Origin of the sequence: Kocuria tytonicola, from assembly GCF_003687175.1 — a bacterium.
Taxonomy (GTDB): domain Bacteria; phylum Actinomycetota; class Actinomycetes; order Actinomycetales; family Micrococcaceae; genus Kocuria; species Kocuria tytonicola.
The window spans coordinates 191288-216593 of sequence record NZ_RDEX01000003.1; the positions used below are offsets into that span (position 1 = coordinate 191288).

General features: G+C 72.2%; 21 protein-coding genes. 15 read left to right on the forward strand and 6 right to left on the reverse strand.

The genetic code is table 11. From position 1 onward, the window contains the following. Window positions 1-76: 76 nt before the first annotated feature. From EAE32_RS10645 to EAE32_RS10655, 3 genes are all read right to left on the reverse strand, one after another. The gene (locus tag EAE32_RS10645; RefSeq protein ID WP_121845282.1) at window positions 77-1705 is read right to left on the reverse strand and encodes an amidohydrolase; all 1629 of its coding nucleotides are present in this window, start codon (window positions 1703-1705) and stop codon (window positions 77-79) included. A gap of 248 nt (window positions 1706-1953) precedes the next feature. Next, window positions 1954-3600, reverse strand: coding sequence for a thiamine pyrophosphate-dependent enzyme (locus EAE32_RS10650; RefSeq protein ID WP_121845281.1), 1647 nt, complete (start codon window positions 3598-3600; stop codon window positions 1954-1956). A 171-nt stretch (window positions 3601-3771) separates the two neighbouring features. Continuing rightward, on the reverse strand, window positions 3772-5445 hold the full coding sequence (locus EAE32_RS10655; RefSeq protein WP_121865147.1) for an amidohydrolase: 1674 nt from the start codon (window positions 5443-5445) through the stop codon (window positions 3772-3774). A gap of 489 nt (window positions 5446-5934) precedes the next feature. On the opposite strand from EAE32_RS10655, the gene EAE32_RS10660 reads away from it, so the two are divergent. The 4 genes from EAE32_RS10660 to EAE32_RS10675 all read left to right on the forward strand — a co-directional run bounded on the left by EAE32_RS10660 (window position 5935) and on the right by EAE32_RS10675 (window position 10294). After that, a complete protein-coding gene (locus EAE32_RS10660) occupies window positions 5935-7428 on the forward strand; it encodes an amino acid permease (protein ID WP_121865148.1) in 1494 nt (497 codons plus the stop codon). Window positions 7429-7560: 132 nt separating this feature from the next. Continuing rightward, a complete protein-coding gene (locus tag EAE32_RS10665) occupies window positions 7561-7896 on the forward strand; it encodes a rhodanese-like domain-containing protein (protein ID WP_121865210.1) in 336 nt (111 codons plus the stop codon). Continuing rightward, window positions 7893-8894 (forward strand): prephenate dehydratase, encoded by a 1002-nt coding sequence (gene pheA / locus EAE32_RS10670; protein ID WP_121845278.1) that lies wholly within the window; start codon window positions 7893-7895, stop codon window positions 8892-8894. The genes EAE32_RS10665 and pheA overlap by 4 nt, the downstream gene beginning before the upstream one ends. A gap of 5 nt (window positions 8895-8899) precedes the next feature. Next, window positions 8900-10294 carry a GntP family permease gene (locus EAE32_RS10675; protein ID WP_121845290.1) on the forward strand — a complete coding sequence of 465 codons (1395 nt, stop codon included), beginning with the start codon at window positions 8900-8902 and terminating at the stop codon, window positions 10292-10294. A 164-nt stretch (window positions 10295-10458) separates the two neighbouring features. Here the strand turns inward: EAE32_RS10675 and EAE32_RS10680 are convergent, their stop codons facing one another. Then, complete coding sequence (locus EAE32_RS10680) at window positions 10459-11400, reverse strand: diacylglycerol/lipid kinase family protein (protein ID WP_121845277.1); 942 nt, start codon at window positions 11398-11400, stop codon at window positions 10459-10461. A 126-nt stretch (window positions 11401-11526) separates the two neighbouring features. On the opposite strand from EAE32_RS10680, the gene serS reads away from it, so the two are divergent. The 3 genes from serS to EAE32_RS10695 all read left to right on the forward strand — a co-directional run bounded on the left by serS (window position 11527) and on the right by EAE32_RS10695 (window position 14713). After that, window positions 11527-12831 (forward strand): serine--tRNA ligase, encoded by a 1305-nt coding sequence (gene serS, locus EAE32_RS10685; RefSeq protein ID WP_121845276.1) that lies wholly within the window; start codon window positions 11527-11529, stop codon window positions 12829-12831. Window positions 12832-12999: 168 nt separating this feature from the next. Continuing rightward, the gene (locus tag EAE32_RS10690) at window positions 13000-14016 is read left to right on the forward strand and encodes an HAD family hydrolase (protein WP_341537807.1); all 1017 of its coding nucleotides are present in this window, start codon (window positions 13000-13002) and stop codon (window positions 14014-14016) included. 64 nt (window positions 14017-14080) lie between these two features. Next, complete coding sequence (locus EAE32_RS10695; RefSeq protein ID WP_121865149.1) at window positions 14081-14713, forward strand: hypothetical protein; 633 nt, start codon at window positions 14081-14083, stop codon at window positions 14711-14713. Window positions 14714-14728: 15 nt separating this feature from the next. Here the strand turns inward: EAE32_RS10695 and EAE32_RS10700 are convergent, their stop codons facing one another. Then, window positions 14729-15508, reverse strand: a complete 780-nt coding sequence (locus tag EAE32_RS10700) for a hypothetical protein (RefSeq protein WP_240625013.1) — start codon at window positions 15506-15508, stop codon at window positions 14729-14731. A gap of 287 nt (window positions 15509-15795) precedes the next feature. Further along, entirely contained in the window at window positions 15796-16311 is a 516-nt protein-coding gene (locus EAE32_RS10705) for an inorganic diphosphatase (RefSeq protein ID WP_121845274.1), read from the reverse strand. A gap of 141 nt (window positions 16312-16452) precedes the next feature. On the opposite strand from EAE32_RS10705, the gene dacB reads away from it, so the two are divergent. The 8 genes from dacB (at window position 16453) to folP (ending at window position 25306) form a co-directional block, all read left to right on the forward strand. Then, window positions 16453-17886 carry a D-alanyl-D-alanine carboxypeptidase/D-alanyl-D-alanine endopeptidase gene (gene dacB, locus EAE32_RS10710; RefSeq protein WP_121865150.1) on the forward strand — a complete coding sequence of 478 codons (1434 nt, stop codon included), beginning with the start codon at window positions 16453-16455 and terminating at the stop codon, window positions 17884-17886. Between the two features lie 75 nt (window positions 17887-17961). Next, on the forward strand, window positions 17962-19059 hold the full coding sequence (locus tag EAE32_RS10715; protein WP_121865151.1) for a zinc-dependent metalloprotease: 1098 nt from the start codon (window positions 17962-17964) through the stop codon (window positions 19057-19059). A gap of 53 nt (window positions 19060-19112) precedes the next feature. After that, complete coding sequence (locus EAE32_RS10720; RefSeq protein WP_121865212.1) at window positions 19113-19574, forward strand: DNA-binding protein; 462 nt, start codon at window positions 19113-19115, stop codon at window positions 19572-19574. A gap of 4 nt (window positions 19575-19578) precedes the next feature. Beyond that, entirely contained in the window at window positions 19579-20799 is a 1221-nt protein-coding gene (gene tilS, locus EAE32_RS10725; RefSeq protein ID WP_121865152.1) for a tRNA lysidine(34) synthetase TilS, read from the forward strand. Beyond that, window positions 20796-21347 carry a hypoxanthine phosphoribosyltransferase gene (hpt, locus tag EAE32_RS10730; RefSeq protein ID WP_121865153.1) on the forward strand — a complete coding sequence of 184 codons (552 nt, stop codon included), beginning with the start codon at window positions 20796-20798 and terminating at the stop codon, window positions 21345-21347. Before tilS ends, hpt begins: the two co-directional genes overlap by 4 nt. Before the next feature lie 240 nt (window positions 21348-21587). Continuing rightward, a complete protein-coding gene (gene ftsH / locus EAE32_RS10735) occupies window positions 21588-23717 on the forward strand; it encodes an ATP-dependent zinc metalloprotease FtsH (protein WP_121845269.1) in 2130 nt (709 codons plus the stop codon). Continuing rightward, on the forward strand, window positions 23718-24365 hold the full coding sequence (gene folE / locus EAE32_RS10740; RefSeq protein ID WP_243635690.1) for a GTP cyclohydrolase I FolE: 648 nt from the start codon (window positions 23718-23720) through the stop codon (window positions 24363-24365). Window positions 24366-24367: 2 nt separating this feature from the next. Further along, window positions 24368-25306 (forward strand): dihydropteroate synthase, encoded by a 939-nt coding sequence (gene folP, locus EAE32_RS10745; protein ID WP_243635691.1) that lies wholly within the window; start codon window positions 24368-24370, stop codon window positions 25304-25306.

Genomic DNA, 25306 nt, shown 5'->3' on the forward strand with positions numbered 1-25306 from the left:
GCGACGCCGCTGCGCGCGGTGAGCGGGCGGCGTCGACTGCCGGGACAACGCCGCCGGGCGCAGTCCCCGGGGCCGGTCAGTCCTCGCGCTGGTAGCGGATCTGGGCGCCCACCACGGTGGCCTCCACCACCGTGTCGCGCACGGCCTCGGCGTCCACGGCGAAGATGTCCCGGTCCACGCTCACGAAGTCCGCGAGCATGCCGGGGGCCAGGCAGCCCTTGAGGTTCTCCTCGTAGGACGCGCGGGCCACGGCGTGGGTGTAGTAGGTGACGGCCTCGGGGCGGGTGACCACCTCGTGGGGCTGCCAGCCGCCCTCGGGGGCGCCGTCGCGGGTGCGGGTGATGGCGGCGTGGATGCCGTGGAACGGGTTGGGGTCCTCCACGGGGGCGTCCGAGCCGAAGACCAGCTCCACGCCAGCCTGCCGCAGGGTGTTCCACCCGTACGCCACGAGGTCGCGGTCCGCCAGGAAGCCGTTGAGCGGGATGTCCGTGGTGCAGTGCAACGGCTGCATGGAGGCCGTGACCCCCAGCTCGCGCAGCCGGGGGACGTCGCTGCGCTTGATGTACTGCGCGTGCTCGATCCGGTGGCGCAGCCCGAACGCGCGGGCCACGGACTGGCTCGCCGCCATGGCGTCCAGGGCCTCCGTGGCGGCCTGGTCCCCGATGGCGTGCACCGCCGCCGCGATCCCGGCCGAGGCCGCCGTGCGGATCCAGTGCTCGATCTCCCCGGGCTCCATGACGGCCATCCCGTGGTCGTGGGTGCCCGGCCACGCCTCGGACATGTGGCACGTGTGGGAGCCCAGGGCACCGTCCGCGAAGAGCTTGAGGGGACCCATGGAGATCCACTCGTCCCCGGAGTGGGTGCGGATCCCGCGCTGGATGAAGTCCTGGATCTGCTCCTGCCGCAGGATCTTGTGCACGCGCAGGTCCAGCTCGCCGCGCTCGTGCAGCTTCCGGTAGGCGTGCAGGCAGTCCACGCCGTCGATGTCGTGGAGGGACGTGATGCCCCGCTTGAGCAGCTCCCGCTGGCCCAGGGGCAGATAGGAGTCGATGCTTCCGGAGACGTCCGACTGCATGAGCCCGTCCCGGATGGGGATGGCCGCTGCCTCCTTGAGCACGCCGGTCAGCTCGCCGTGCTCGTCCCGTTCGAACTCCCCGCCGTCCGGGTCCTTCACCGTGCGGTCCAGGCCCAGTTCCTGCAGCGCCCGGGAGTTCAACCAGAGGGTGTGCAGGTCCAGGGAGCTCAGCGCCACGGGAACGTCCGGGGCCACGGAGTCCAGCACCCGGCGGTCCGGGCGCTGCGGCGTGGTCCACGCGTTGATGTTCCACTGCCCGCCGAAGATCCACGTGATGGTGGGGTCCACCCGGGCCTGCTCCACGTAGGGCCGCAGCACGGCCAGGGCCTCGTCCAGGGTGGTGCAGTGGCGCATGTCCGGCTCGATGAGCGAGCGCGAGTACATGGCGGAGTGGATGTGGCCGTCGCCCATGCCCGGCAGGACATACGTCCCGCCCAGGTCCGTGCGCTCGGTGCCCAGCGGGGCCAGGTCCCGCAGCTCGCGGTACTCGCCCACCGCCACGATCCGGTCCTCGGAGGTGAGGATCGCGTTGGGGTGGGGCATGTCGTGGGAGTGCCACTGCCCCTGCGGCGTCCAGCCCGTGGCCGGGTTCATGGCGTGGACCGTGGCGTTGTGGAACAAGCGGTACATCGGGGAACTCCTCGTGGTGCGCCGGGCACGGCGACGGCCCGGCAGCCGCCGGTCGTCAGGCACCACCCTACGACGCCGCCGCCGCGCCGGGTCGGGCACCTCGCGCTCACCCGGGCGCCCGGCGGGGACCGCGCCACGGTGCCGAACGGCGGGTGCCGCAGCGCACGCGCCTGGCCACGGGGCGGACAACGCCCGGGCTCCCGTGGCCCGGGGGCGTGGCGCCGCGGCGCCGCCGTGCGGGGCTCGGACTACATGCCGGGGAGCAGCTTCGCGGGGTCCGCGAGCACGTGCACCACGGCCGGGACCCGGTCCTCGGTGACGGCGCGGACGGCGTCGGCAATGACGCCCTCGATGTCCTCGTTGCGCTCCAGACGCGCACCGAAGGCCCCGTAGCCGCGCGCCACGGTGGCGAAGTCCGGGTTCTGCAGCTGGGTGCCGGAGACGCGGCCGGGGTAGTGGTTCTCCTGGTGGGCGCGAATGGTCCCGAACTGGCCGTTGTCCACCACGATGATCAGCGGGTGGGCGCCGAACTGGCGGGCGGTGGCCAGCTCCTGCGAGTTCATGAGGAACTCGCCGTCCCCGGCGATGGCGAACACGAACCGCTCCGGCTGCTCCAGGGACACGGAGACCGCGCCGGGCACGGAGTAGCCCATGGTGCCGTTGCGTACCGAGAGCTGCGACGGGAACGCACCCGTGGGCACGTACGTGTTGGCCCATGCGGTGTGGTTCCCGGAGCCGTACACCACCGCGGCGTCCTCGGGCAGGTGGGGGATGAGCGCCTTCATCACCAGTTCCATGTCCGCGGTGCCCTCGGCGTTGTTCCCCGCGGTGGCCGGGATCTCGAAACGCCTGCGGCGGGCAGCCACGGGGGTCTCGAGCCACGCGGACCAGTCCGGGTGCTCGCCGAGCTCCAGCTCGGCCAGGGCGCGCCCGAACGCCACGGGAGAGGCGAGGATCTGCCGGGTCACCGCACCGGAGTGCTGGCGCAGCGAGGAGTCGATGTTCACGATCCAGTTCACCGCGGCGGGGTCCTGGCGCACCGTGAAGCCGTCCGTGGGGATGTCCGAGAGGGTGCCGCCCACCACGAGCAGCACGTCCGCGTTCTCCAGCGTCTCCACCGTCTCCCGGCTGCGGCCGTAGCCGGTCTCGCCCGCGTTCACGGGGGACGTGCCCGGCACGCGGTCCGCCGCGCGCCAGTCCGAGACCACGGGGATGCCGTGGCGCTCGGCGAACTCCGTGACCTGCCGCGCGGCCTCCGGGGTCCAGCGGGGCCCGCCCACGAGGATCGCGGGGCGCTGCGCACTTTCCAGGGCCGCGCGCAGGTCCGCGAGGTCCTCCCGCCCCACCGCGCCCTCGGTCACGGGCACGGGCTGGACCACGGGGGCGTCGGTCTGCCGGGTGATGACGTCCTCGGGCAGGCCCACCACCACGGGGCCGGGGCGCCCGGACGAGGCCGCGAAGAACGCCTCTGCCACGTACTCGGACGCCCTGTCCGGGTCGTCCAGGACCAGCACGCGCTTGGCCTGGGAGCCGAACCACTGGTGCGGGTCGAACTCCTGGAATGCCTCCCGCTCCCGGTGGGCCACCGGGACGAGCCCCACGAACAGCACCAGGGGAGTGGAGTCCTGCCACGCCAGGTGGATGCCCACGAAGGCATTGGACGCACCCGGCCCGCGGGTCACCATGGCCACGCCCGGCCGCCCGGTGAGCTTGCCGTGCGCCTCGGCCATGTAGGTGACCCCGCCCTCCTGGCGGCACACCACGTTCTGCACCCCGGAGTCGTAGAGCCCGTCCAGCACGTCCAGGAAACTCTCCCCGGGCACGCTGAACACACGTTCCACCCCGTGGGCCTTGAGCGATTCGACGATGAGGTGGCCGGCGGACTGCTGCGCCATGGGTTCTCCTGACTCGGGTGCGGGTGCGGGTGCCCTGCCGGTCGTGGGTGTGACCGGGAGCACCTGCGGTGGCTCGTGCGGCGATCCTACCGCCGGGCCCTGCGCAGCCCGTCCCCTCGAGCCCGCAGTTCCCGTCCCCGCCCCCGACGAGGCCGACGCCGCCCGGAAGGTTCACAGCGTCCCGTGCACCACCTCACCGCCCACCACCGTGGCCGTCACGCCCAGGTCCTTGATGGTCGTGGGGTCCACCGCGAAGATGTCCGCGGAGAGCACCGCGAAGTCCGCGAGCATCCCCGGGACCAGCCGCCCCTTCTCGTGCTCCTGGTGGGAGGCGTACGCGCTGCCCACGGTGTAGGCGTGCACGGCCTGCGCCACCGTGAGGCACTCCTCGGGCACGAACTGCGCCCCGGAGGCGGTGCGCCGGTTCACCATGTCGTGGATGTTGGCCAGCGGCGGGTAGTCCACCACGGGCGCATCGGTGGAGGCGGGGACCTGCATCCCGGCGTCCAGCAGGGACCTCATGCGGTAGCACAGCCGGGTGCGCCGCTCGCCCATGGCCGTGGCGATCCCGTCCCCGAGCTCGTTCACGAACCGCCCCTGCGGCACGGGCACCACCCCGAGGGCGGCGGCGCGCGCCACCTGCTCGACACTGGCCACGCCGAAGTGCTCGATGCGGTGGCGGCAGTCCTCGCGCGGGAACCGCCGCTGCGCCTCCTCGAGCACGTCCAGGACCACGTCCACGGCGCCGTCGCCGATGGCGTGCACCGCGAGCTGCCAGCCGTTGGCGTGCGCCGCGACCAGGTGCTGCGCGAGCCAGTCCCGCGAGAACTGCAGGTACCCCGCGTTGTCGACTCCCCGTGCGGCGTCGGCCGCGTAGTCCTCCGTCATGAAGGCCGAGCGGCCGATGAGCGAACCGTCGGAGAGCACCTTGACCGCCCCGATCCGCAGCCGCTCGTCCCCCAGCCCCGTGCGCAGACCCAGGTCCAGGCCGAAGGGCCGGTCCGCCAGGTCCGTGGCCTCGTCGTGCCCGTCCTGCGGGCCCACGGTGTGCAGCGTGGTCAGGTACGGCATGACGGTGGCGCGCACCCCCAGTCGCCCCTGCTCGCGCGCGAGCTGGTACGCCGCGACGTCCGTGACGGACTGCCCCAGGTGCTCCGGGGCGCCCAGCCCCGGTTCCGTGACGGACGTGATCCCGGCGGCCAGGGCGACGTCGCTCGCGGCCCCGATCTGCTCGGCCACCTGCGCGGCGGTCTTGGGCGGCATGGCTCCGGAGACGAGGCCGCGCGCCGTCTCCTCGAGCAGTCCCCGGGCGGCGCCGTTCGCGTCGAGCGGCACGCTGCCGCCCTCGGGGACCGTGAACCCGGTGCGTCCCGGGTACCCGGCGGCCTCGAACGCCGCGGTGTTGACCACCGCCATGTGCCGGGAGTTGTGCCACAGCCACACGGGATTCTGCGGTGCCACGGCGTCCAGTTCCTCGGCCGTGGGGTGCTCGCCGCCCAGGTGGTTCTGGTCGTAGCCCTGGCCCAGGACCCACGCGCCCGGTGCGGCCCCGCGCGCGGCGGCGGCCACGACGTCGAGCAGCTCGGCCATGGTCGAGACGGTCGAGGGGCGCAGGTCCGCCTGCACCAGGGTCTCGCCCAGCATGGTGAGGTGGCAGTGGGCGTCGTGGAAACCGGGCACCACGGTGGCACCGTGCAGGTCCACCGAACGCTCGAACACCTCCGTGGGCAGCTCGTCGTCCAGGCTCACGACTCTGCCCCCGTGGACCCCCAGGGAGTGCACCACCGGCCGGTCCGGGTCCTGCGTGTGGATGCTGCCGTTGCGGTAGATGACGTCGAGAGCCATGGGGCGCCGTCCTCGGGGATCGCGGGCTGCGGACCGTGGAGGCACGTCTGCCCGACGTGCCGCCGCCGGCCGGTCCGGGGACGCGCGGCGGTTCCCCATGCTCTCGCGCGGAGGTGCGCCGTGTCACGTGCCCTGCTGAACGGTCCGGCAGGCCTGTGCCGCACCGCAGCCGTGCGGAGGCCCTGGTGACCGGCACTCCCGCGCCCGCCTGGGTGAACGCGTCCACCCGTCCGGTCCGCGCGCCGTCGCCGGCCCGACCGGAGCCGCCTGCACCGGCACCGGGACCGGTGCGCGATGTTCTCCAGGTCACTGGGCGGGGCGCTACCCTCGTGGACAGCACTCAGCACTCAGCACTCAGCACTCAGCACTCAACACTCAGCGCTCGGCACTGCTCGACCTGCGCCGCACCGCTCCACCTGCACCGCACCGCCGGCGCCGCGCAGAGCCGAGCCCACCCGGTCGTCCTGCCCCTCGCACCCAGGAGAACCCATGCCCTTCGATCCCCAGGCACCGGCCACCGGCCCCATGCCCGTCTACCAGGAACGGGGTGACCAGGGGTACAAGAAGTCCCTGGGCAACTTCCAGATCCAGATGATCGGCATCGGCGGTGCCATCGGCGTGGGCCTGTTCCTGGGCATCGGCGGACGTCTCGCCGCGGCCGGTCCCGCCCTGATCGTGTCCTACCTGGTGGTCTCCACCGTGGTGTACCTGCTCATGCGGGCCCTCGGGGAACTCGTGATCCACCGCCCCACCACGGGCGCGTGGGTGTCCTACGCACGCGAGTTCGTGGGGGACCGGTTCGCGTTCATGACCGGGTGGATCTACGTGGCGCTCTCCGCCGTGGCGGGCGTGGGCGAGATCGCGGCGCTCGCGGTGTACGTGCAGTTCTGGTGGCCGGAGATCCCGGGGTGGATCCCCTCGCTCGTGGCCGCCATGGTGATCGTGGGCTGCAACCTGCTGAGCGTGAAGCTCTACGGTTTCATCGAGACGTGGGCCGCGGCCATCAAGGTGCTCGCCATCCTGCTGTTCCTGGCCGCGGGCATCATCCTGGTGGTGGCCGGGGACATCTTCCACGCCCCCACGGCCGCGTCCGTGAGCAACCTGTGGAACCAGGGCTTCGCCCCCCAGGGGGTGCTGGTGCTCGTGGTCGTGATGACCGGCGTGGTGTTCTCGTTCTCCGCCATCGAGATCGTGGGCGTCTCCGCGGGTGAGGCCAAGGATCCCGAGAAGTCCATGCCCAAGGCCATCAACTCCGTGGTGCTGCGCATTGCCATCTTCTACATCGGCTCCATCCTGGTGCTGTCCCTGCTGCTGCCCACGGACCAGTACTCCGGGGAGCAGTCCCCGTTCGTGACCGCCCTGTCCTCCCTGAACATCCCGGCGCTCGCGGGCATCATGAACTTCGTGGTGCTCACCGCGGCAGTCTCCGGCGTGAACGCCACCCTGTACGCGTGCGTGCGCCTGCTGCGGAACCTGGCCGCCCACGGACAGGCCCCCGAGGTGATGTCCAAGGTCTCGGAGCGCGGTGTGCCCTCCGGCGCGCTGGTCTGCATCTTCGGCTTCGACCTGCTGGGCATCGCGCTGATCTACGTGCTGGGCGCCTCGGACGCGTTCGAGGTGGTGCTCAGCGCCTGCTCGGTGTTCGTGCTCTTCGGGTGGATCTCGATCTTCGTGTCCCACCTGGGCTACCGCCGCCAGGTCTCCCGCGGACTCCTTCCGGGCGTGCACTTCAAGATGCCCGGCGCGCCCGTGACCAACTGGGTGTGCCTGGTGTTCCTGAGCGTCCTCTCGCTCTACATCATGTTCGACCTCTCCAACCCGCACTGGTACTACAGCCTGCTGGCGGGCGTGCTGATCCTCGTGGCCACCAACATCGGCTACGAGTTCTCCAAGCGCCACGTGGCGAAGAACGGCCTGCCCGAGCTCACGACCACCGGCGAGGGGGACGACGTGGAGGAGGCCCCGCGGACCGAGGCGCGCTGAGCGGCGTCGTCGTCGCACGCTCCGGCACGGGGCAGGCACGCGGTGCCACGGCGTGGGGCGGCCCGCGGACGTGGCCGCTGCCACTAAGGTGGACCACCGAACGAATCCGTGCGAGCGATGATGGAGAACGCCGTGGACAACGTGAACAACCTGCCGTCCGCCACCGTGGACGAGATCCCCGAGGGTGCCCCCGTCCTGGACGTGCGCGAGCAGGACGAGTGGGATGCCGGGCACATCGACGGCGCCCAGCACCTGCCGCTCTCCCAGCTCGCGGAGCGCACCGAGGAGGTGCCGCTGGACCAGGACGTCTACGTGATCTGCCGCTCCGGGGGTCGCTCGCTGCGCGCCACGGCGTACCTCGCGCAGTACGGCTACGACCCCGTGAACGTGCTGGGCGGCATGGGTGCGTGGGCGGACGCCGATAAGCCGATGGTCTCCGAGACGGGCGAGGCGGCGCGCGTTCTGTGAACGCAGCTCTCTCCGGCGTGGCCTCGGGTCCTGCGGATCCGGGGCCACACGCCCGTCAGTACGCCTTTCTGGGGCCCGCGGGCACGTTCACCGAGGCGGCGCTCATGCAGGTCCCGGGGGCCGACGCCGCCGTGCGCACCCCCATGAGCTCGGTGCCCGCCGCGCTCGCGGCCGTCCGTGAGGAACGTGTGGACGCGGCGGTGGTGCCCATCGAGAACTCGGTGGAGGGCGGGGTGACCGCCACCCTGGACGACGTCTCCTTCGGGGCGGAGCTGCGGATCCTGCGCGAGATCGTGGTGCCCATCCGGTTCACGCTCGTGGCCCCGGCCGGGACCGAGCTCGCCGAGGTCCGCACCATCTCCACCCACACGGTCGCGTGGGCGCAGATCCGCCGCTGGGTTGCGGAGAACCTTCCCGAGGTGGCCTACGTGCCCGCCCCCTCCACGGCGGCCTCCGCGGTGGCCATGCTCGACGGCGCCGGGGGAGTGAGCACCGACGGCCTCGGCTACGATGCCGCCGTGTGCTCGCCCGTGGTGGTCGAGCAGCACCCCGAGCTGCACGTGCTGGCCGAGGACATCGGGGACAACAAGCAGGCCGTCACACGCTTCGTGCTCGTGGCCCGCCCGGACGCCCCCATGCCCGCACCCACGGGGGCGGACAAGACCTCCCTGGTGGTGCCCCTGTGGGAGGACCGCCCCGGTGCGCTGCTGGACATCCTCGAGCAGTTCGCCACCCGGGGGGTCAACCTCACCCGGATCGAGTCCCGCCCCACCAAGACCCACCTGGGCGACTACTTCTTCTCCGTGGACATCGACGGGCACATCCAGGACGACCGTGTGGCGGACGCCCTCATGGGCGTGCGCCGGATCTGTCCCCGCACCCGGTTCCTCGGTTCCTACCCCCGCGCCGACGAGCGCGCGGTACCCGTGGCCTCGCAGCACAGCGACGCCGCATTCATCCAGGCCCGTTCGTGGGTCGACAACCTGAAAGGACAGTGACGTCCATGGAGATCGAGGGCTGGAGCCAGACGCTCACAGCGGGGCCCCTCCTGCTCATTGCAGCGGCGGCCATTGCGGTGCTGCTGGTGCTCATCATCAAGTTCCGGGTGCACGCGTTCCTGGCGCTCATCATCATCTCGGCCCTCACCGCTTTCGCCACGGGCATCCCCACCGACCAGGTGGTGCCCGTGATGCTCGACGGGTTCGGGAAGACACTGGCCAGCGTGGCCCTGCTCGTGGGCCTGGGGGCCATGCTCGGGCGGCTGCTCGAGACCTCCGGCGGTGCCCAGGTGCTCGCGGACCGGCTGATCCAGGCGTTCGGCGAGAAGCGGGCGCCCCTGGCGCTGGGCGTGGCGTCGCTGCTGTTCGGCTTCCCCATCTTCTTCGACGCCGGCCTGGTGGTCATGCTGCCCGTGGTCTTCTCGGTCGCGCGCCGACTGGGCGGCAGCGTGCTCACGTATGCGCTGCCGGCCGTGGGTGCGTTCTCCGTGATGCACGTGTTCCTCCCGCCCCACCCGGGCCCGGTCACCGCGGCCACGTTCTTCGAGGCCAACGTGGGCTACATCATCCTGGTGGGCCTGATCTGCGCGATCCCCGCGTGGTACATCTCCTCCTACCTGTTCGGCAAGATCGCCGGGCGTCGCATCGACCTCCCCGTGCCCAGCATCCTGGGCCGCGCGGAGGACGTGTCGAACCCGCCGAAGGTGGGCACCGTGGTGGCCATGCTGCTGCTGCCCATGGTGCTGATCTTCCTCAACACCGGTCTGGGGACCCTCGCGAAGTCCGGTGCGGTGTCCAAGGACACGGCGTCCCAGACCTGGTTCCAGCTGCTGCGGGCACTCGGTGAGACCCCGATCGCGCTGACGGTCACGCTGATCATCGCGGCCCTCACGATCGGCCGCGCGCGCGGTCTGAGCGGCAGCGCCATCGAGAAGACCTTCGAGTCCGCCCTGGGCCCCGTGTGCTCGGTCATCCTGATCACCGGTGCGGGCGGCATGTTCGGCGGCGTGCTGCGCACCTCCGGCATCGGCGCCGCCCTGGAGGACGTCCTCTCGGACCTCGGCATCCCCGTGATCCTCGCGGGCTTCCTGATCGCCGCCGTCATGCGCGTGGCGCAGGGCTCCGCCACGGTGGCGCTGACCACGGCCGCCGGCCTCGTCGCTCCCGCCGTGCTGGCCGGGGGCTACAACGGGATCCAGCTCGCGGCCGTGGTCGTGGCCGTGGCCGCCGGTTCCGTGGTGCTCTCCCACGTCAACGACTCCGGGTTCTGGCTCGTGGGCCGCTTCCTGGAGATGGATGTGCGCACCACGTTCAAGACCTGGACGGTGCTCGAGACGATCATCGGCGTGGTGGGCTTCGCTCTCGCCGCGGTCGTCTTCGCGGTGGCCGGTCTCGTGTGACACCTCCCGCGCCGGGGTGCTCGGCACCCGCGTGACGAACGGCCCGCCGTCTCCCCGCAGGGAGGCGACGGGCCGTTCGCGTGGGGCGGTGCGGCGTCGTCGTGCGGCCCGGCGCCCGTGCGCGGCCGTGCCGCTCGCACTGCCGGGGGACGACGCCGCCCGCGTCAGTCCGCGTGGGACGGCGGGACGCGCACCTTGAGGGACTTGTGGTCCACCACGGTCTCGAAGGCCTTGACGGAGCCCAGGGGATCCCCGTCCACCTCGGACTCGATGGGCTCGTGGAACTCCACGCGCACGGAGCGGCCGCTGAAGTAGTTGATGACGGGCAGCTCGTGGCGGTGGCGGAACACCAGCATGGCCGCCATCCGCAGCCAGCCCACGGCAGTGCGCGGGGTCATCACCACGAGGTCCAGCAGGCCGTCGTCCAGCCTGGCCCTGGGGGCGAGCACGAGCCCCGCGGTGAGCTCACCGCAGTTGCACACCATCACCGAGCGCACCAGCCGGGCGTCCCACGGCCCGCCGTCCACGCTGAACCGCGCCCAGCGCGGACCGTTGAAGAGGTGCCTGGCCCCGGCCTCGGCATAGGCGGCCCACCCCACCATGTCCTTGAGGTCGTCCCGGGTGTCCGCCATGATCTGGGCGTCGAAGCCCGCGCCGCCCATCACGAGGAACCGGTGGTCCTCGGTGCGCCCGTCCTCGGTCTCCAGGTGCATGGAGATGGTGTCGATGGCCTTCTCCGAGCCGAACAGCGCCACGTCCACCGAGTTGTGAGGGTCCGCGAGATCCGCCTGCAGGTTGCGGGCCAGCAGGTTGCCCGTGCCCAGGGGCACCAGGCCCAGGGGGATGTCCGTTCCGGACAGGGACTCGCCCACGGCGCGGATGGTCCCGTCACCGCCCGCGGCGAGCACCACGTCCACCCCCATCTCCACCGCCCTGCGGGCCATGGAGAAACCGGGATCGGCCGCCTCGGTCTCGAGGATCACGGGGTCGGGCCACCCGGCCTTGCGGCACGCGATGATCACCGCGTCCTGCGCGACGTGCGCGAGGGTCTTGGTCGGGTTGACGACGACGGCCACTCGCTGGGGCGTCCATGAGGTGTGACGCACGGGCTCCCTTTCCTGGATCGGTTGAAGGGCGGCTGGAGAGTCCCCCAAGTGTACGGGCGCGGGCCGCACGGCCCGCCCCGGGACGCTGCATCGCGTCCCCGAGCATCCGTTGGATACCCTGGTGCCGTGATCGACATCAACGAGCTGCGCGCAGACCCCGAAACCTACCGAGCCTCCCAGACCGCCCGCGGGGCGGATGCCGGTCTGGTGGACCGCGTCCTGGAGGCGGACGAGCGGCGTCGCAGTGCGATCACGGACTTCGAGTCCCTGCGGGCGGAGCAGAACGCGTTCGGCAAGCGGGTGGCCAAGGCCCAGGGCGAGGAGAAGCAGCAGCTGCTCGCCCAGGTCAAGCAGCTCGCCGCAGACGTGAAGACCGCGCAGGCGGCGGCGGACGAGGCGCAGGCCGTGCAGCAGCAGCTCGTGGCGCAGTTCCCCAACCTCGTCGTGGAGGGCATCCCCGCGGGTGGCGAGGACGACTTCGTCCAGCTGCGCACCGAGGGCACCCCCCGGGACTTCGCGGCCGAAGGCTTCGAGCCCCGGGACCACCTGGAGCTCGGCGAGCTGCTGGACGGCATCGACATGGAGCGCGGCGCCAAGGTGTCCGGCTCACGGTTCTACTTCCTCAAGCGGGACGTCGCCCGGCTCGAGACCGCGCTGCTGATGGCGGCCCAGGACCTCGCCCTGGACAACGGCTTCATCCCCATGACCACGCCCAACCTGGTGCGCCCGGCCGTGATGAACGGCACCGGCTTCGACGTGGAGCACGACGACGAGATCTACCGCGTGGGCAAGGACGACCTCTACCTGGTGGGCACCTCCGAGGTGGCCCTGGCCGGCTACCACATGGACGAGATCCTGGACCTCTCCGGGGGCCCGCTGCGCTATGCCGGGTGGTCCTCGTGCTACCGCCGCGAGGCCGGCTCCGCGGGCAAGGACACCCGCGGGATCATCCGCGTGCACCAGTTCAACAAGCTGGAGATGTTCGTCTACTGCCACCCCGAGGACGCCGCGGCAGAGCACGAGCGGCTGCTCGCGTGGGAGGAGCAGATGCTGCAGGCGTGCGGCCTCGCGTACCGCGTGATCGACACCGCCGCCGGGGACCTGGGCACCTCCGCGGCCCGCAAGTTCGACTGCGAGGCGTGGATCCCCACCCAGGGCAGGTACCGCGAGCTGACCTCCACCTCCAACTGCACCACGTACCAGGCCCGCCGGCTCAACATCCGCGAGCGGCTGCCCGAGACCACGGACGCGAACGGCAAGGTCAAGAAGGGCGGCACGCGCGCCGTGGCCACCCTCAACGGCACGCTCGCCACCACGCGCTGGCTCGTGGCGCTGCTCGAGACCCACCAGCAGGCCGACGGCTCCGTGACCGTCCCCGAGATCCTGCGGCCCTACCTGCGCGGCCAGGAGGTCCTGCGCCCGGTCGCCTGACCGGTCCGCCCCTCCGGCCCTCGACGCCGCCCGCCCACCGTGCCCGCGCACGGCGAGCGGGCGGCGTCGTCGCGTGTGCGGAGGGAATGTGGTGGGCCCGTCACCCGCGCTTCACCGGCGGGTCCGCGCCCGGTCATGCGGGCGTGCTCGTGTGACACCATGACAGTCATGACTCACATCCAGGCCGGCACCGACGACCGGCACACCGACAAGAACCTCTCCCACGGCGGGGCCGAGGACCGCACGAAAGAGCACCACGCGGCCGGGGCTTGCCCGTCCGACGACCCCGTGGCCGCCGCCCGCACGGCCGACGAGCGTGCGCAGAGTGCGGCCGGCGCGTTCGCACCCGTGGAGGTGCAGACCCCGCGCTCGAGCGGCTGGGCCCTGGAGCCCGGGGTCTCCTACCTGGTGGCACTGGACGTGGACGGCACCCTGGTGGACCACGACGGCCACATGTCCCGCGGCGTCAAGGACGCCCTGCGCGCGGTGGTGGCCGCCGGGCACCACGTGGTGATCTCCACGGGCCGCTCCAAGGGGGCCACCCTGCCCGTGATCCGGCAGGCGCACATCGACTCCGGCTTCGCGGTCTGCTCCAACGGGGGCGTGACCCTGCGCCTGGACCCGCAGCTGGAGGAGCACTACGAGGTCACCGACCGCGTGAGCTTCGACCCCGCCAACGCCCTGAAGGCGCTGGCGAGCAAGTTGCCCACCGCCAAGTTCGCGCTCGAGGGCGCGGACGGCCGGTTCTACTCCACGGAGCGCTTCCAGGACGCGTCCTTCGGGATCGAGGCCGTGGGCGTGGACATCCACGAGCTCGCCGAGATCCCGGCCGTGCGCCTGGTGGTCTACAGCGCCACGGACGCCCCCGGGGACTTCGCGGACGCCATCGAGCAGGCCGGGCTCCACGGCGTCGCCTACTCCGTGGGCTGGTCCTCGTGGCTGGACGTGGCCGCGAACGGCGTCTCCAAGGCCAGCGCACTGGAGCAGATCCGTCAGCAGCTGGGCGTGGACCCGGCCCACACCGTGGCCATGGGGGACGGCCGCAACGACATCGAGATGCTGCAGTGGGCGGCCCGCGGCGTGGCCATGGGCCAGGCCCCGGACGAGGTGGCGCAGATCAGCCGGGAGGTCACGGGCAGCGTGTACGAGGACGGCGCGGCGGCGGTGCTGCGCACCCTCCTCTGAACCGCGAGGGGACCACTCGCGGGACACGACCTGTGAAACCTCATGGAACTGCGATACTGGGACCGTGTTCGTCCTGACCCTGACCCAGCGCGTGGCGGACGCACCCCGCCCGGATCCCGCCGTGGACCGCGAGGTGTGTCGGCTGCTGAGCGGGCTCCCCGCGCGGGCACCGTTCCAGCCCACGGGGCCGGGCCTGGTGCGCGGGCTCACCGAGGACGCAGACGCCGCGGTGGACGCCACCATGGTCGCGCTGCGGGGGAACCGCTACGCCGTGGGCATCGGGGTGGGGGACGTGTTCCTCACCCGCGTGGACCAGGAGGACGGCCGTGTGGCCGTCACGGCCGAGGGCCCGGGCATGGGTTTCGGCCACGACGCCGCCCAGTACGTCCGCGGCGCGGGCCGGGTGTCCGTGCGGGTCAGCGCGGCGGATCCGGTGGCCGCCGAGCAGGCCGAGGCGGTGCTCACCCTGGTGGGCCAGATCGTGAGCGAGCGCAGCGAGGCCGAGTGGCGCGTGGTGGACCTCATGGTCCCGGGCGCCCGCGGGCAGCAGAAGGCCGCGGCGCAGCAGCTCGGGATCACCCCCCAGGCGGTGTCCAAGGCCGTGGTCCGTTCCCTGTGGCACGAGGAGTGGCGGGCCCGCCCCGCGGCGGCCACCCTGCTGCGGCTGTGCGAGTCCACGGAGCCGTTCTGGGACTGAGGAGTCGGCCGCCACTCACCACCAGGTGTCCACCGGGTGACCGGCGGCCGTGAGGTCCGCCTCCAGCAGGGGCAGGCACTCGGCGGGCAGCCGCAGGGAGCCGGCAACGTCCCGCGCGTCGAAGTAGCCCGTGAGCCACGAGAACGCGGGGTGCTCCCGTGCCAGGGCCTCGCAGCGGGCCACGACGTCCGGGACGTCCTCCTCCGGGGCGAACACCCAGAAGGACTCCAGGTCGGTCAGCTGGAACAGCCCGATCCCGTGGTGCGGTGCACCGCCCGACCGGTTGGCCTGTGCCGCGGGCACGGCGGGTCCGGGCTCGTCCCAGGCCTGAGCGGGGCTGCGGACCCACCCGCCCGACGCCGCCGGGCCCAGGGCCGGGGCCAGCGGGTCCAGTTCCCAGCGGGGCGCCTCCGCGAGCCAGTCCGGGGGGCTCGGCGGGAACAGCGGTCCGTGGGTGGGCTCGGGCCAGCTGCTCTGCCACGTGGCCCAGCTGCCGGCCTCGACCCGCTCCCAGAACGCGTCCGCACCGAGTTCCACGGAGACCTCGGCCACGGAGCTGCGCTCCCGGGGCCACGGCAGCGGGCGCCCGTCCCCGGGGTGCTGGGCCGATTCTGCGGTGAAGGGACGTGAGGCGATGTCCGGGTGCCCAGGGGGAGCGGAGGCGGGAACCACTCCTGCGGCGGAGAGCAGGGTGCGCACCCGGTCCATGAACTCTGCCGGGCCGAGCACCTGGGTGCACCCGGTGCCGTGGAAGACGTACACGCGGTCGGCGGCATCGTGCTGCGGGTCGAACACGGGAACCACCTCCGGGAGGGAACGGACGAGCAGCGGGACGACCGCGCGGGCGCAACCGCCCGGTGGTGCGAACACCCCGGGCGGCTGCGGCGTGGTGCGGCGCCCGCTCTGCAAGCATCCCACCACGGCCCGCCGACAGGCATAAGCAGCAGCCACGGGAACGGGGTTCCCGTCGCCGGTTGGTGCACCGGCTGCGGGAACCCCGTGGTGGAGCGTGGAGGTCGCGTCGCGCTCCTCGCGGCCCGGCGGGGGTGCCGCTGGCGGGGTCGGAGAGGCGCGGGGCGGACTCAGTCGTCCTGCTCGGCCTCCGCGGCGTTGTCGTACTGCGACTGCTGGAAGCGTTCCTGCGCCTCGACGATCAGGCGCTCGGCGGTCTCCTTGCCCTCCCAGCCCTCGCCCTTGACCCACTTGTTGGGCTCCAGGTCCTTGTAGCGCTCGAAGAAGTGCTGGATCTCCTTCTGCAGGAACTCGTTGACGTCCTCCAGGCCCTGGATGTCGTCGTAGCGCTTGTCGGTGGAGACGCACAGCACCTTGGCGTCCCCGCCGGCCTCGTCCGTCATGTTGAACACGGCGATGGGGCGGGCCTCCACGATCACGCCGGGCATGATGTCCACGTCCATGATGACCATGGCGTCCAGCGGATCGCCGTCCTCGCCCAGGGTGTCCTCGAAGTAGCCGTAGTGGGTGGGGTACTGCATGGAGGTGAAGAGCACGCGGTCCAGCCGGATCCGACCGGTCTCGTGGTCGATCTCGTACTTCACGCGTGAGCCGCGCGGGATCTCGATGGTGACGTCCAGCTCCATGGTGAAACTCCTTGGGTCGTGGTGGTGTGAACCGGGCTGTGCGTCCACCCGGCGCCCGGGCGCACACCTCGGTGCGCGCGGACGGACGAGACCACGATACCGGCCGTTGTGCGTGTCGGGCGGGTTCAGGAGGATGGGACCATGCCGCAGACCTCGCCCTCCCCGCCCCGCCGCTCGGGCTGGTCGCTGGTGTGCGCGGTGCTGGCGGTGGTCCTCGGCATCGCCGCGGCCCTCGTCGCGCCCGGGGTGCTGGCGGAGATCCGCCCGGCCCTGGCCGGTGCCCGCACCGAGGCGGCTGCCTCCCCGGCGGCCACCGGCAGCACCGCGGCGGTCCCGGCGTCGCCGTCCGCGCCCGTGTCCACGGACGCGGTGGAGCGCGCCCTGCGCTCCGGGCTCGACGGCGCCCCGGGCACCACGGCGGCGGTCGTCACCGAGGCGGGCGCGGACCGGGTGCTCGCGGGTGAGGCGCAGACCCGCCCCGTGGTCCCGGCCAGCAACCAGAAGCTGCTCACCGCGCTCAGCCTCGCGGAGCACGTGGGCCCGTACGAGCGCCTGGCCACCCGGGTGGTCGTGGGGGAGGCGCCGGGGGAGCTCACGCTCGTCGCGGGCGGGGACACCCTGCTCGCCCCGGGAGAGGGGAACCCCGAGCAGGTGAACGGCCGCGCCGGACTGGGCACCCTGGCGCAGCGCACCGCCCGGGCCCTGCGCGAGCGCTCGCCGGACGCGGCGTCGGGCCCCGTGAGCGTGGCCGTGGACACGAGCTTGTTCACCGGCCCGGACACCAACCCCGCGTGGGACCCGGAGGACCTCGAGAGCGGGGAGATCACGCGGGTGGCGCCCATTGCGCTGTACTCGCACCGGGTGCCCACCGGGGACGGCGGTGATCCCGGTGGTCGCGGGGACCGCCCGGGGGACCCCGCCGGGGCGGCCGTTGCGGAGTTCGCGCACCGGCTGGGGGAGGAGCTCGGCGGGACGGAGGTCACCGTGCGGGCCACCTCCCGGGCCCCGGAGGACGCCACCGAACTCGCCCGGGTGGAGTCCGCGCCCGTGCACGAGCAGAGCGCCTACATGCTGGCGCACTCGGACAACTCGCTCGCGGAGACCCTGGCCCGCGTCGCGGCATCCCGCTCGGGGCGGGAGGCCGGTGTGGACGGTGTGCGGGAGCTGCTCCCGGCCACCCTGCGGGAGCACGGGATCGACACCACCGGGCTGCGCGTCCTGGACGCGAGCGGGATGGCCGCGGCGGACCGTGTCACCGCCACCACCCTGGCCGAGACCGTCAACTCCCTGATCTCCGAACCCCGCTGCGGTCCCTACGGGCGCGGGCTGCCCGTGGCCGGGGGCGCCGGAACCCTCTCCGAGCGGTTCGACGACCCGCCGGAGGACCCTGCCCGCGGGATCGCGCGCGCCAAGACGGGCACGCTGCTGGACGTCGTGGCCCTGACCGGCTACGTGCAGCGTGCGGACGGGCGCGTGCTGGTCTACTCGATCGTCCTCAACGGCGTGAGCGGCCACGCGGACGAGGCCAAGGACCGGGTGGACCGCACCGTGGCGGAGCTGGCCCGGTCCGCCTGAGATCCGTCGCGGCGGTGGGGGGAGTTGCCAGCCGGCGCGCCTCCGCGGGTCGGAGCCGTGTGGTTGAGTGAGCGCATGAGCCGAGAACTGACGCACCGTTCGCTCGTGGACTGGGACGCCGCCGCGCAGATCGCCGCGAAGGTGACGCCTCCCGGTCCCACACCTGCGCCCCGTGAGATGTCCCGCGCCGTGGAGTCCCTGCGGTACTTCGCGCACGAGTCCGTGCACCACGTCCACACCATCACGGGTCTGGACGCCGCCGAGAACCTGCGGGACTCCACCATCCTGGTGGTGGACCGCGCCGGGTGGGCCAAGGCCAACACCCAGACGTTCTCCGTGCTGATGCAGCCCGTGTTCGACCGGTTGCAGGCCAAGGACCCCGCCAAGTTCGGCGCCGCGCAGCGCGGGATCGCGCCCACGGCCACCGCTGCGGAAATGGGTGCCCTGGTGGGGTTCCTCTCCTCCAAGGTGCTGGGCCAGTACGACCCCTACGCGGGACTCGTCTCGGAACAGGCCGCGCGGAGCCACCCCGGTGGGCGGCTCATGTTCGTGGCCCCCAACGTGCTGTGGACGGAGCGGGAGCTGAACGTGGCACCCGAGGACTTCCGGCTGTGGGTGTGCCTGCACGAGCAGACCCACCGCGTGCAATTCGCGGCGGCCCCGTGGCTGCGGGACCACATGCTGGGCCAGATCACGCAGCTGGGCTCGCTGGACGCCACGGCGTGGCAGCGGCTGCGGGCCGTGGGTTCCTCCCTCGCGGGGCGGTCCAGGGGCTCGCACCCGGACACCGGGCTCGGGCCGCTGACCCACCTGCTCACGGAGTCCGAGCGGGAGACCGTGTCCCACGTGACGGCCGTGATGTCCCTGCTGGAGGGCCATGCCAATGCCGTGATGGACGCCGTGGACGCGAGCATCGTGCCCTCCGTGAAGACCATCCGCCGCCGCTTCGACGCCCGCTCCTCCACGCACGGCGCCCTGGACCGGCTCATCCGCTCCCTCATGGGCATGGACGCGAAGATGCGCCAGTACAGCAACGGGCAGAAGTTCGTGGAGCACGTGGTGCAGCGCGTGGGGATGGAGGCGTTCAACACGGTGTGGACCTCGCCGCAGACCCTTCCCACGGAGGCGGAGATCCACGATCCGCAGGCCTGGGTGCGCCGCGTCCTCGGCTGACCCATCCGGGAGCGCAGGGGAATCCCCATGGTCCGTGTGCCAAGATGACCCCCGTGAGCTCTGAAAACATCAATCAGCAGATCCGGCTGTACGGTCAGCCGTTGTCAGAGCGTTTTGGCGCCGTGGTGGGGGCTTACGGCATCACGCAGCGCAGGCTGGCCCAGGTCCTGGGCCTGTCCGCGCCGATGCTCTCCCAACTCATCAGCGGCAGACGCATCAAGATCGGCAACCCGGCGGTGTATGAACGCCTGGTCATGCTCGAGGACAGCGTGGGGTCCTCGGACCGGGAAGCGGTGCTCTCCCGCGTGGAGGCGTCCCAGCCGGTGCTCTCCACGTCCCAGATCCGTTCGGGCATCACCACGGACACGGACGCCGTCTCCGCCCTCGCCTCCGTGGTTCCCGCGGGGGAGCTGGAGCGGGCGCTCGTGATGCTGGGGGAGAACACCCCGGTGCTGTCCAAGGTGCTGGCCATGGCCGAGGAGAGCGCCCGCCGCTCCGGCTCGTCCCAGGGCTGAGCGCGTGCAGCACGGACGCAGCGGTCGGCTGCACCCGGCCGTCGCACGCGCACGGCGCGCCGTGGCCCGCGCGGTCAGGCCCCTGCTCGCCGACGCCGCGGGGGGCGGTCCCTCGCGGCCGCCCCTGGTGCTGGTCGGCTGCAGCGGCGGCGCGGACTCGCTCGCGCTGGCCGCGGCCACGGTGCACCTGCAGCGGCGGGGCGAGGTGCGCGTGGGCGCGGTGGTGGTGGACCACCAGCTGCAGCCCGGGTCCGCCGAGGTCGCCGCGCGAGCGGCCCGCACCCTGCGCGAGACGGGCCTGGACCCCGTGCTCGTGGAACGCGTGAGCGTGCACCGCGGGGGCGCGGGTCCCGAGATGGCCGCGCGGCTCGCCCGTTACGGTGCGTTCCGCGGTGCCGCCGAACGCACCGGGGCCGCCGCCGTCCTGCTGGGCCACACCCGTGACGACCAGGCCGAGACCGTGCTGCTGGGGCTCACCCGGGGCTCGGGCACCCGCTCGCTGTCCGGGATGCCCGGCAGTCTCGTCCGGGACGGGGTGCGCTACCTGCGCCCCCTGCTCAACATCACCCGGGCGGAGACCGAGACGGTCTGCGCGGCCGAAGGGCTCGAGCCGTGGCACGACCCCACCAATGCGGACACCGCACTGACCCGTACCCGCATTCGGCACGAGGTGCTCCCGTTCCTGGAGGCGCAGCTCGGGCCCGGGGTGGGCCGTGCGCTCGCGCGCACCGCAGCGGTGCTCGGGGCGGACGCCGACTACCTGGACGAGCAGGCCGAGGCCGCGTACGACGCCGCCCTGGTCACCCCTCCTGCCCCGGTTGCCGCTCCCTCGGCGTCCCCGCTCCCCGCACCGGAGGACGGGCACGCAGCGGGCAGCGAGCGGACGACGGCCCCTGGGCACGCGGGGGCTGGAGCGGCGTCGCGGACCTCCGTGGTGCTGGACTGCCGCCTGCTGCGGGAGACCCCGGCGGCGCTGCGGCGTCGTGTGCTCGCGAGGGCGTGCGTGGCCGCGGGTGGCGAGACCCCCACGTTCGAACGGCTCGGAGCGCTCGAGGACTTCGCCCTGGGCTACGGCGCCGCGGGCCCCGTGCAGATGGCGGGTAAGGTGACAGCGTGGCGGCACCGCTCGGACGCGGCCCACGCGCGGGGGTGCCTGGAGCTGCGGGGTGGGAGCACGCCGCACGAGAGTACGACCAGCCAGAACAACCCCGGGAGCGCCCAGTGAAGGCCGAACACGTCAAAGACGACCTGAGCAGCATCCTGTTCACCAAGGAACAGATCGCGGAGAAGGTCAGCGAACTCGCGCAGCGGATCGACCACGACTACCAGGGCCGCGACGTCCTGCTCGTGGGGGTGCTCAAGGGTGCGGTGCCGATCATGGCGGACCTGATGCGCCAGCTCGACGGGCAGTACCCCATGGACTGGATGGCGGTCTCCTCCTACGGCTCCGGCACCAAGTCCTCCGGTGTGGTGCGGATCCTCAAGGACCTGGACACGGACCTGCACGGCAAGGACGTGCTGATCGTGGAGGACGTGATCGACTCGGGGCTCACCCTGTCCTGGCTGCGCACGAACCTCGAGTCCCGCGGCACGAGCTCCGTGGAGATCTGCGCCCTGCTGCGCAAGCCGGAGGCCATGAAGACCAGCATCGACGTCCGCTACGTGGGCTGGGACATCCCCAACGAGTTCGTGGTGGGCTACGGCCTGGACTTCGCGGAGCAGTACCGCAACCTGGACTGCATCGCCACGCTCGCCCCTCACGTCTACGAGTGACCCGGAGGCGGCGCCCCCCCCGTTCTCACAGTCAACGCAGGGCCGCCGCATGTACCGTGACGACTTCGTGTGCGCTGAGAAAGAACGGGCTGCGCACGGGACGCCACGGCGTCAAACGAAACGATAGATTGTGCCGTACGCGCCACGGTCGCCGCATCCGGGTCCGGGATCCCTCGGGGTCCGGTCCGCAGGCAGGCCCACCGTCACGGCGCGTGTCACGTCCACGGGAGGATCAACGGCTTGGCCACGGCAAAAAAACCCACCAGCTTCTTCAAGGGCCCCTACTTCTGGATCCTTCTGGCCGTCGTGGTCCTGGTGCCCGTGGGTGCCAGCCTCTTCAGCCCCACCACGTCCCGCGTGGACACCAACGTGGGCCTGGACCTGTTGCAGGACGGCAAGGCCAAGGAAGCCAAGATCTACGACGGCGAGCAGAAGGTGGAGCTCTCCCTCAAGGACGACTACCACCAGGGTGACCAGAACCTCGGCAAGGACGTGGAGTTCTACTACGTCAAGCCGCGCGCCGAGGACGTGGTGCACGCCATGGACAAGGCGACCCTGGAGGGCTTCACGGACCAGCCCGTGGAGAACAACTGGTTCCTCTCCCTCGTGCGGTTCCTGCTGCCGTTCCTGATCATCATGGGCCTGTTCTGGTTCATCTTCTCCCGCATGCAGACGGGCGGGCAGGCCATGAAGTTCGGCCGTTCCAAGGCCAAGATGTTCAACAAGGAGAACTCCGAGGTCCTCTTCGCGGACGTGGCCGGCGCGGACGAGGCCGTGCAGGAGCTGGACGAGATCAAGCAGTTCCTCGTGGAGCACGACCGCTTCACCGCCGTGGGCGCGAAGGTGCCCAAGGGGGTGCTGCTCTACGGCCCTCCCGGCACCGGCAAGACCCTGCTCGCCAAGGCCGTGGCGGGCGAGGCGGGCGTCCCGTTCTACTCGATCTCCGGCTCCGACTTCGTGGAGATGTTCGTGGGCGTGGGCGCCTCCCGCGTGCGGGACCTCTTCCAGCAGGCCAAGGAGAACGCCCCTGCCATCATCTTCGTGGACGAGATCGACGCCGTGGGCCGCCAGCGCGGTGCCGGCATGGGCGGCGGCAACGACGAGCGCGAGCAGACCCTGAACCAGCTGCTCGTGGAAATGGACGGCTTCGACGCCAACACCAACGTGATCCTGATCGCCGCGACCAACCGCCCGGACGTGCTGGACCCCGCGCTGCTGCGCCCGGGGCGTTTCGACCGGCAGATCGGCGTGGACGCCCCGGACATGAAGGGCCGCGAGCAGATCCTGCGCGTGCACTCCAAGAACAAGCCCCTCGCGGACAACGTGGACCTCGCGGCCGTGGCCAAGCGCACCCCCGGGTTCACCGGCGCGGAGCTGGCCAACGTGATGAACGAGGCCGCCCTGCTCACCGCCCGCTCCCACGCGCAGCTGATCGACGACCGCGCCGTGGACGAGGCCATCGACCGCGTGATCGCCGGGCCCCAGAAGCGCTCCCGCGTGATGAAGGAGCTCGAGCGCAAGGTCACCGCCTACCACGAGGGCGGCCACGCCCTGGTGGCCGCGGCCCTGCGGAACACGGACCCGGTCACGAAGATCACCATCCTGCCGCGCGGGCGGGCGCTGGGCTACACCATGGTGATGCCCTCGGACGACAAGTACTCCACCACCCGCAACGAGCTGCTGGACCAGATGGCCTACGCCATGGGTGGGCGCGCGGCGGAGGAGATCGTGTTCCACGACCCCTCCACGGGTGCCTCCAACGACATCCAGAAGGCCACGGACACCGCGCGCAAGATGGTGACCCAGTACGGGATGAGCTCCAGGATCGGCTCCGTGAAGATCGGCGGAGACAACTCGGACCCGTTCGTGGGCCGCGAGATGGGTTCCGGCTCCAAGGAGTACTCGGACCGCACCCTGGCCGTCGTGGACGACGAGGTGCGCGTGCTGCTCGAGCAGGCGCACGACGAGGCCCACCAGATCCTGCTGGAGAACCGCGACGTCCTGGACCGGCTCGCGCTCGAGCTGCTGGAGAAGGAGACCCTCAACGAGGCCCAGATCCGGGAGATCTTCCACGACGTCCGCCAGCGGGAGCTGCGCCCGGTGTGGCAGTCCGGCGAGGAGCGCGAGATCTCGGGCGTCCCGCCCGTCGTGACCTCCGCCGAGCGCGAGGAGGCCCGCCGCAAGAACCTGCAGGACCCCGGCACCATGGCCCCGCAGGACCAGGCCGTGGCCGCCAAGCCCGAGCACCCGCTCGAGGTCCCCGAGCACCAGGACCCCCGGCCCGGTGGTGAGGGGCAGTCCGGACCCGGCAGCTCCGCTGGTGGGGACACCGGCCAGGAACCGGGCGGTGTGCGGCGGGAGAACCGCTGAATGGCGCCCCCGCCCCTGCACGAGACCCCGGAACCCGTCTCCGGGTCCTTCGCCGAGCACTCCGGTGAGGGCGTGTCCCCGGCCATCGACCAGCCGCGCATTGCCGCGGCCGTGCGGGAGATCCTGCTGGCCGTGGGCGAGGACCCGGACCGCAATGGGCTGCGGGACACCCCTGCCCGTGTGGCCCGCTCCTACGCCGAGGTCTTCGCGGGCCTGCACGAGGACCCCGCGGAGCTGCTCGCCACCTCCTTCGACATCGGCCACTCGGAGATGGTGCTGGTGCGTGACGTCCCGTTCTACTCCACGTGCGAGCACCACCTGATGCCGTTCCACGGCGTGGCGCACGTGGGCTACATCCCGGGTCCGGAGGGCAAGGTCACGGGGCTGTCGAAGCTCGCGCGGCTCGTGGACCTCTACGCCAGGCGCCCGCAGGTCCAGGAGCGGCTCACCACCCAGGTGGTCGAGGCCATCGTGGAGCACCTGCACCCGGCCGGGGCCATCGTGGTGGTCGAGTGCGAGCACCTGTGCATGTCCATGCGCGGGGTCCGCAAGCCCGGGGCTAAGACGGTCACGTCCGCGGTGCGGGGCCAGCTGCGCAACCCCGCCACCCGCGCGGAGGCCATGAACCTGATCGCGTCGGGTCACTGACCGTGAGCGCCCCGCACGACGCCGCCGGGTCCCGTCCGGACGCGCCGGCCCCACCGCACGGCGACCGTCTCGGATGGGGGTCCTTCGACGCCCTGCCGCAGCACCGCACGCTCGTGATGGGTGTGCTCAACGTGACCCCCGACTCCTTCAGCGACGGCGGGGTCCACGACTCCGAGGAAGCGGCCATCGCCCACGGGCTGCGCCTCGCGGAGCAGGGCGCCGACATTGTGGACGTGGGCGGGGAGTCCACACGACCGCACTCGCAGCGGGTGGACCCGCGCGAGGAGCGGCGCCGTGTGCTGCCCGTGATCCGGGAGCTGAGCCGCAGGGGCGTCGTCGTCAGCGCGGACACGTTCAACGCCGGGACCGCGGAGGCGGCCGTGGCGGCGGGGGCGCACATCGTCAACGACGTCTCCGGCACGAACGTGAGCCCGGAGATGGTCGGGTTCGCGGGCGCGAGCGGCATCCCGTACGTGCTCATGCACTCCCGCGGCACGCCCCAGACCATGACCACCCTCACGCACTACGAGGACACCGTTGCGGACGTGCTCGCCGAGCTGTGCGCGGTCCGCGAGCGGCTGTACGCGGCCGGCGTGCGCCCGGAGCGGCTCGTCGTGGACCCCGGGCTGGGGTTCGCCAAGGCCGGCGGGCAGGACTGGGAGCTGCTGCGCGCCCTGCCCCGCTTCCGTGGGCTGGGGAACAGGGTGCTCGTGGCGGCCTCCCGCAAGCGTTTCCTCGGCGCACTGCTCGCGGCGGACGGCGCACCCCGGCCGGTCACGGAGCGGGACGGCGCCACCGCCGCGATCAGCGCGCTGGCCGCGTTCGGGGGAGCGTGGGCCGTGCGCGTGCACGACGTCCGCGGCACGTGCGACGCGGTGGCCACCGCCCACGCGTGGCTCGGCATCGACCCGCCGGTGCTGCGCCCCCGCGACCACGACTGA

What these genes read in the sequence shown, in the direction of transcription:
- EAE32_RS10645 (WP_121845282.1), bottom strand. Translation starts at nt 1,705, where the DNA reads ATGTACCGCTTGTTCCACAACGCCACGGTCCACGCCATGAACCCGGCC.
- EAE32_RS10650 (WP_121845281.1), bottom strand. Translation starts at nt 3,600, where the DNA reads ATGGCGCAGCAGTCCGCCGGCCACCTCATCGTCGAATCGCTCAAGGCC.
- EAE32_RS10655 (WP_121865147.1), bottom strand. Translation starts at nt 5,445, where the DNA reads ATGGCTCTCGACGTCATCTACCGCAACGGCAGCATCCACACGCAGGAC.
- EAE32_RS10660 (WP_121865148.1), top strand. Translation starts at nt 5,935, where the DNA reads ATGCCCTTCGATCCCCAGGCACCGGCCACCGGCCCCATGCCCGTCTAC.
- EAE32_RS10675 (WP_121845290.1), top strand. Translation starts at nt 8,900, where the DNA reads ATGGAGATCGAGGGCTGGAGCCAGACGCTCACAGCGGGGCCCCTCCTG.
- EAE32_RS10690 (WP_341537807.1), top strand. Translation starts at nt 13,000, where the DNA reads ATGACTCACATCCAGGCCGGCACCGACGACCGGCACACCGACAAGAAC.
- EAE32_RS10705 (WP_121845274.1), bottom strand. Translation starts at nt 16,311, where the DNA reads ATGGAGCTGGACGTCACCATCGAGATCCCGCGCGGCTCACGCGTGAAG.
- dacB (WP_121865150.1), top strand. Translation starts at nt 16,453, where the DNA reads ATGCCGCAGACCTCGCCCTCCCCGCCCCGCCGCTCGGGCTGGTCGCTG.
- EAE32_RS10715 (WP_121865151.1), top strand. Translation starts at nt 17,962, where the DNA reads ATGAGCCGAGAACTGACGCACCGTTCGCTCGTGGACTGGGACGCCGCC.
- folE (WP_243635690.1), top strand. Translation starts at nt 23,718, where the DNA reads ATGGCGCCCCCGCCCCTGCACGAGACCCCGGAACCCGTCTCCGGGTCC.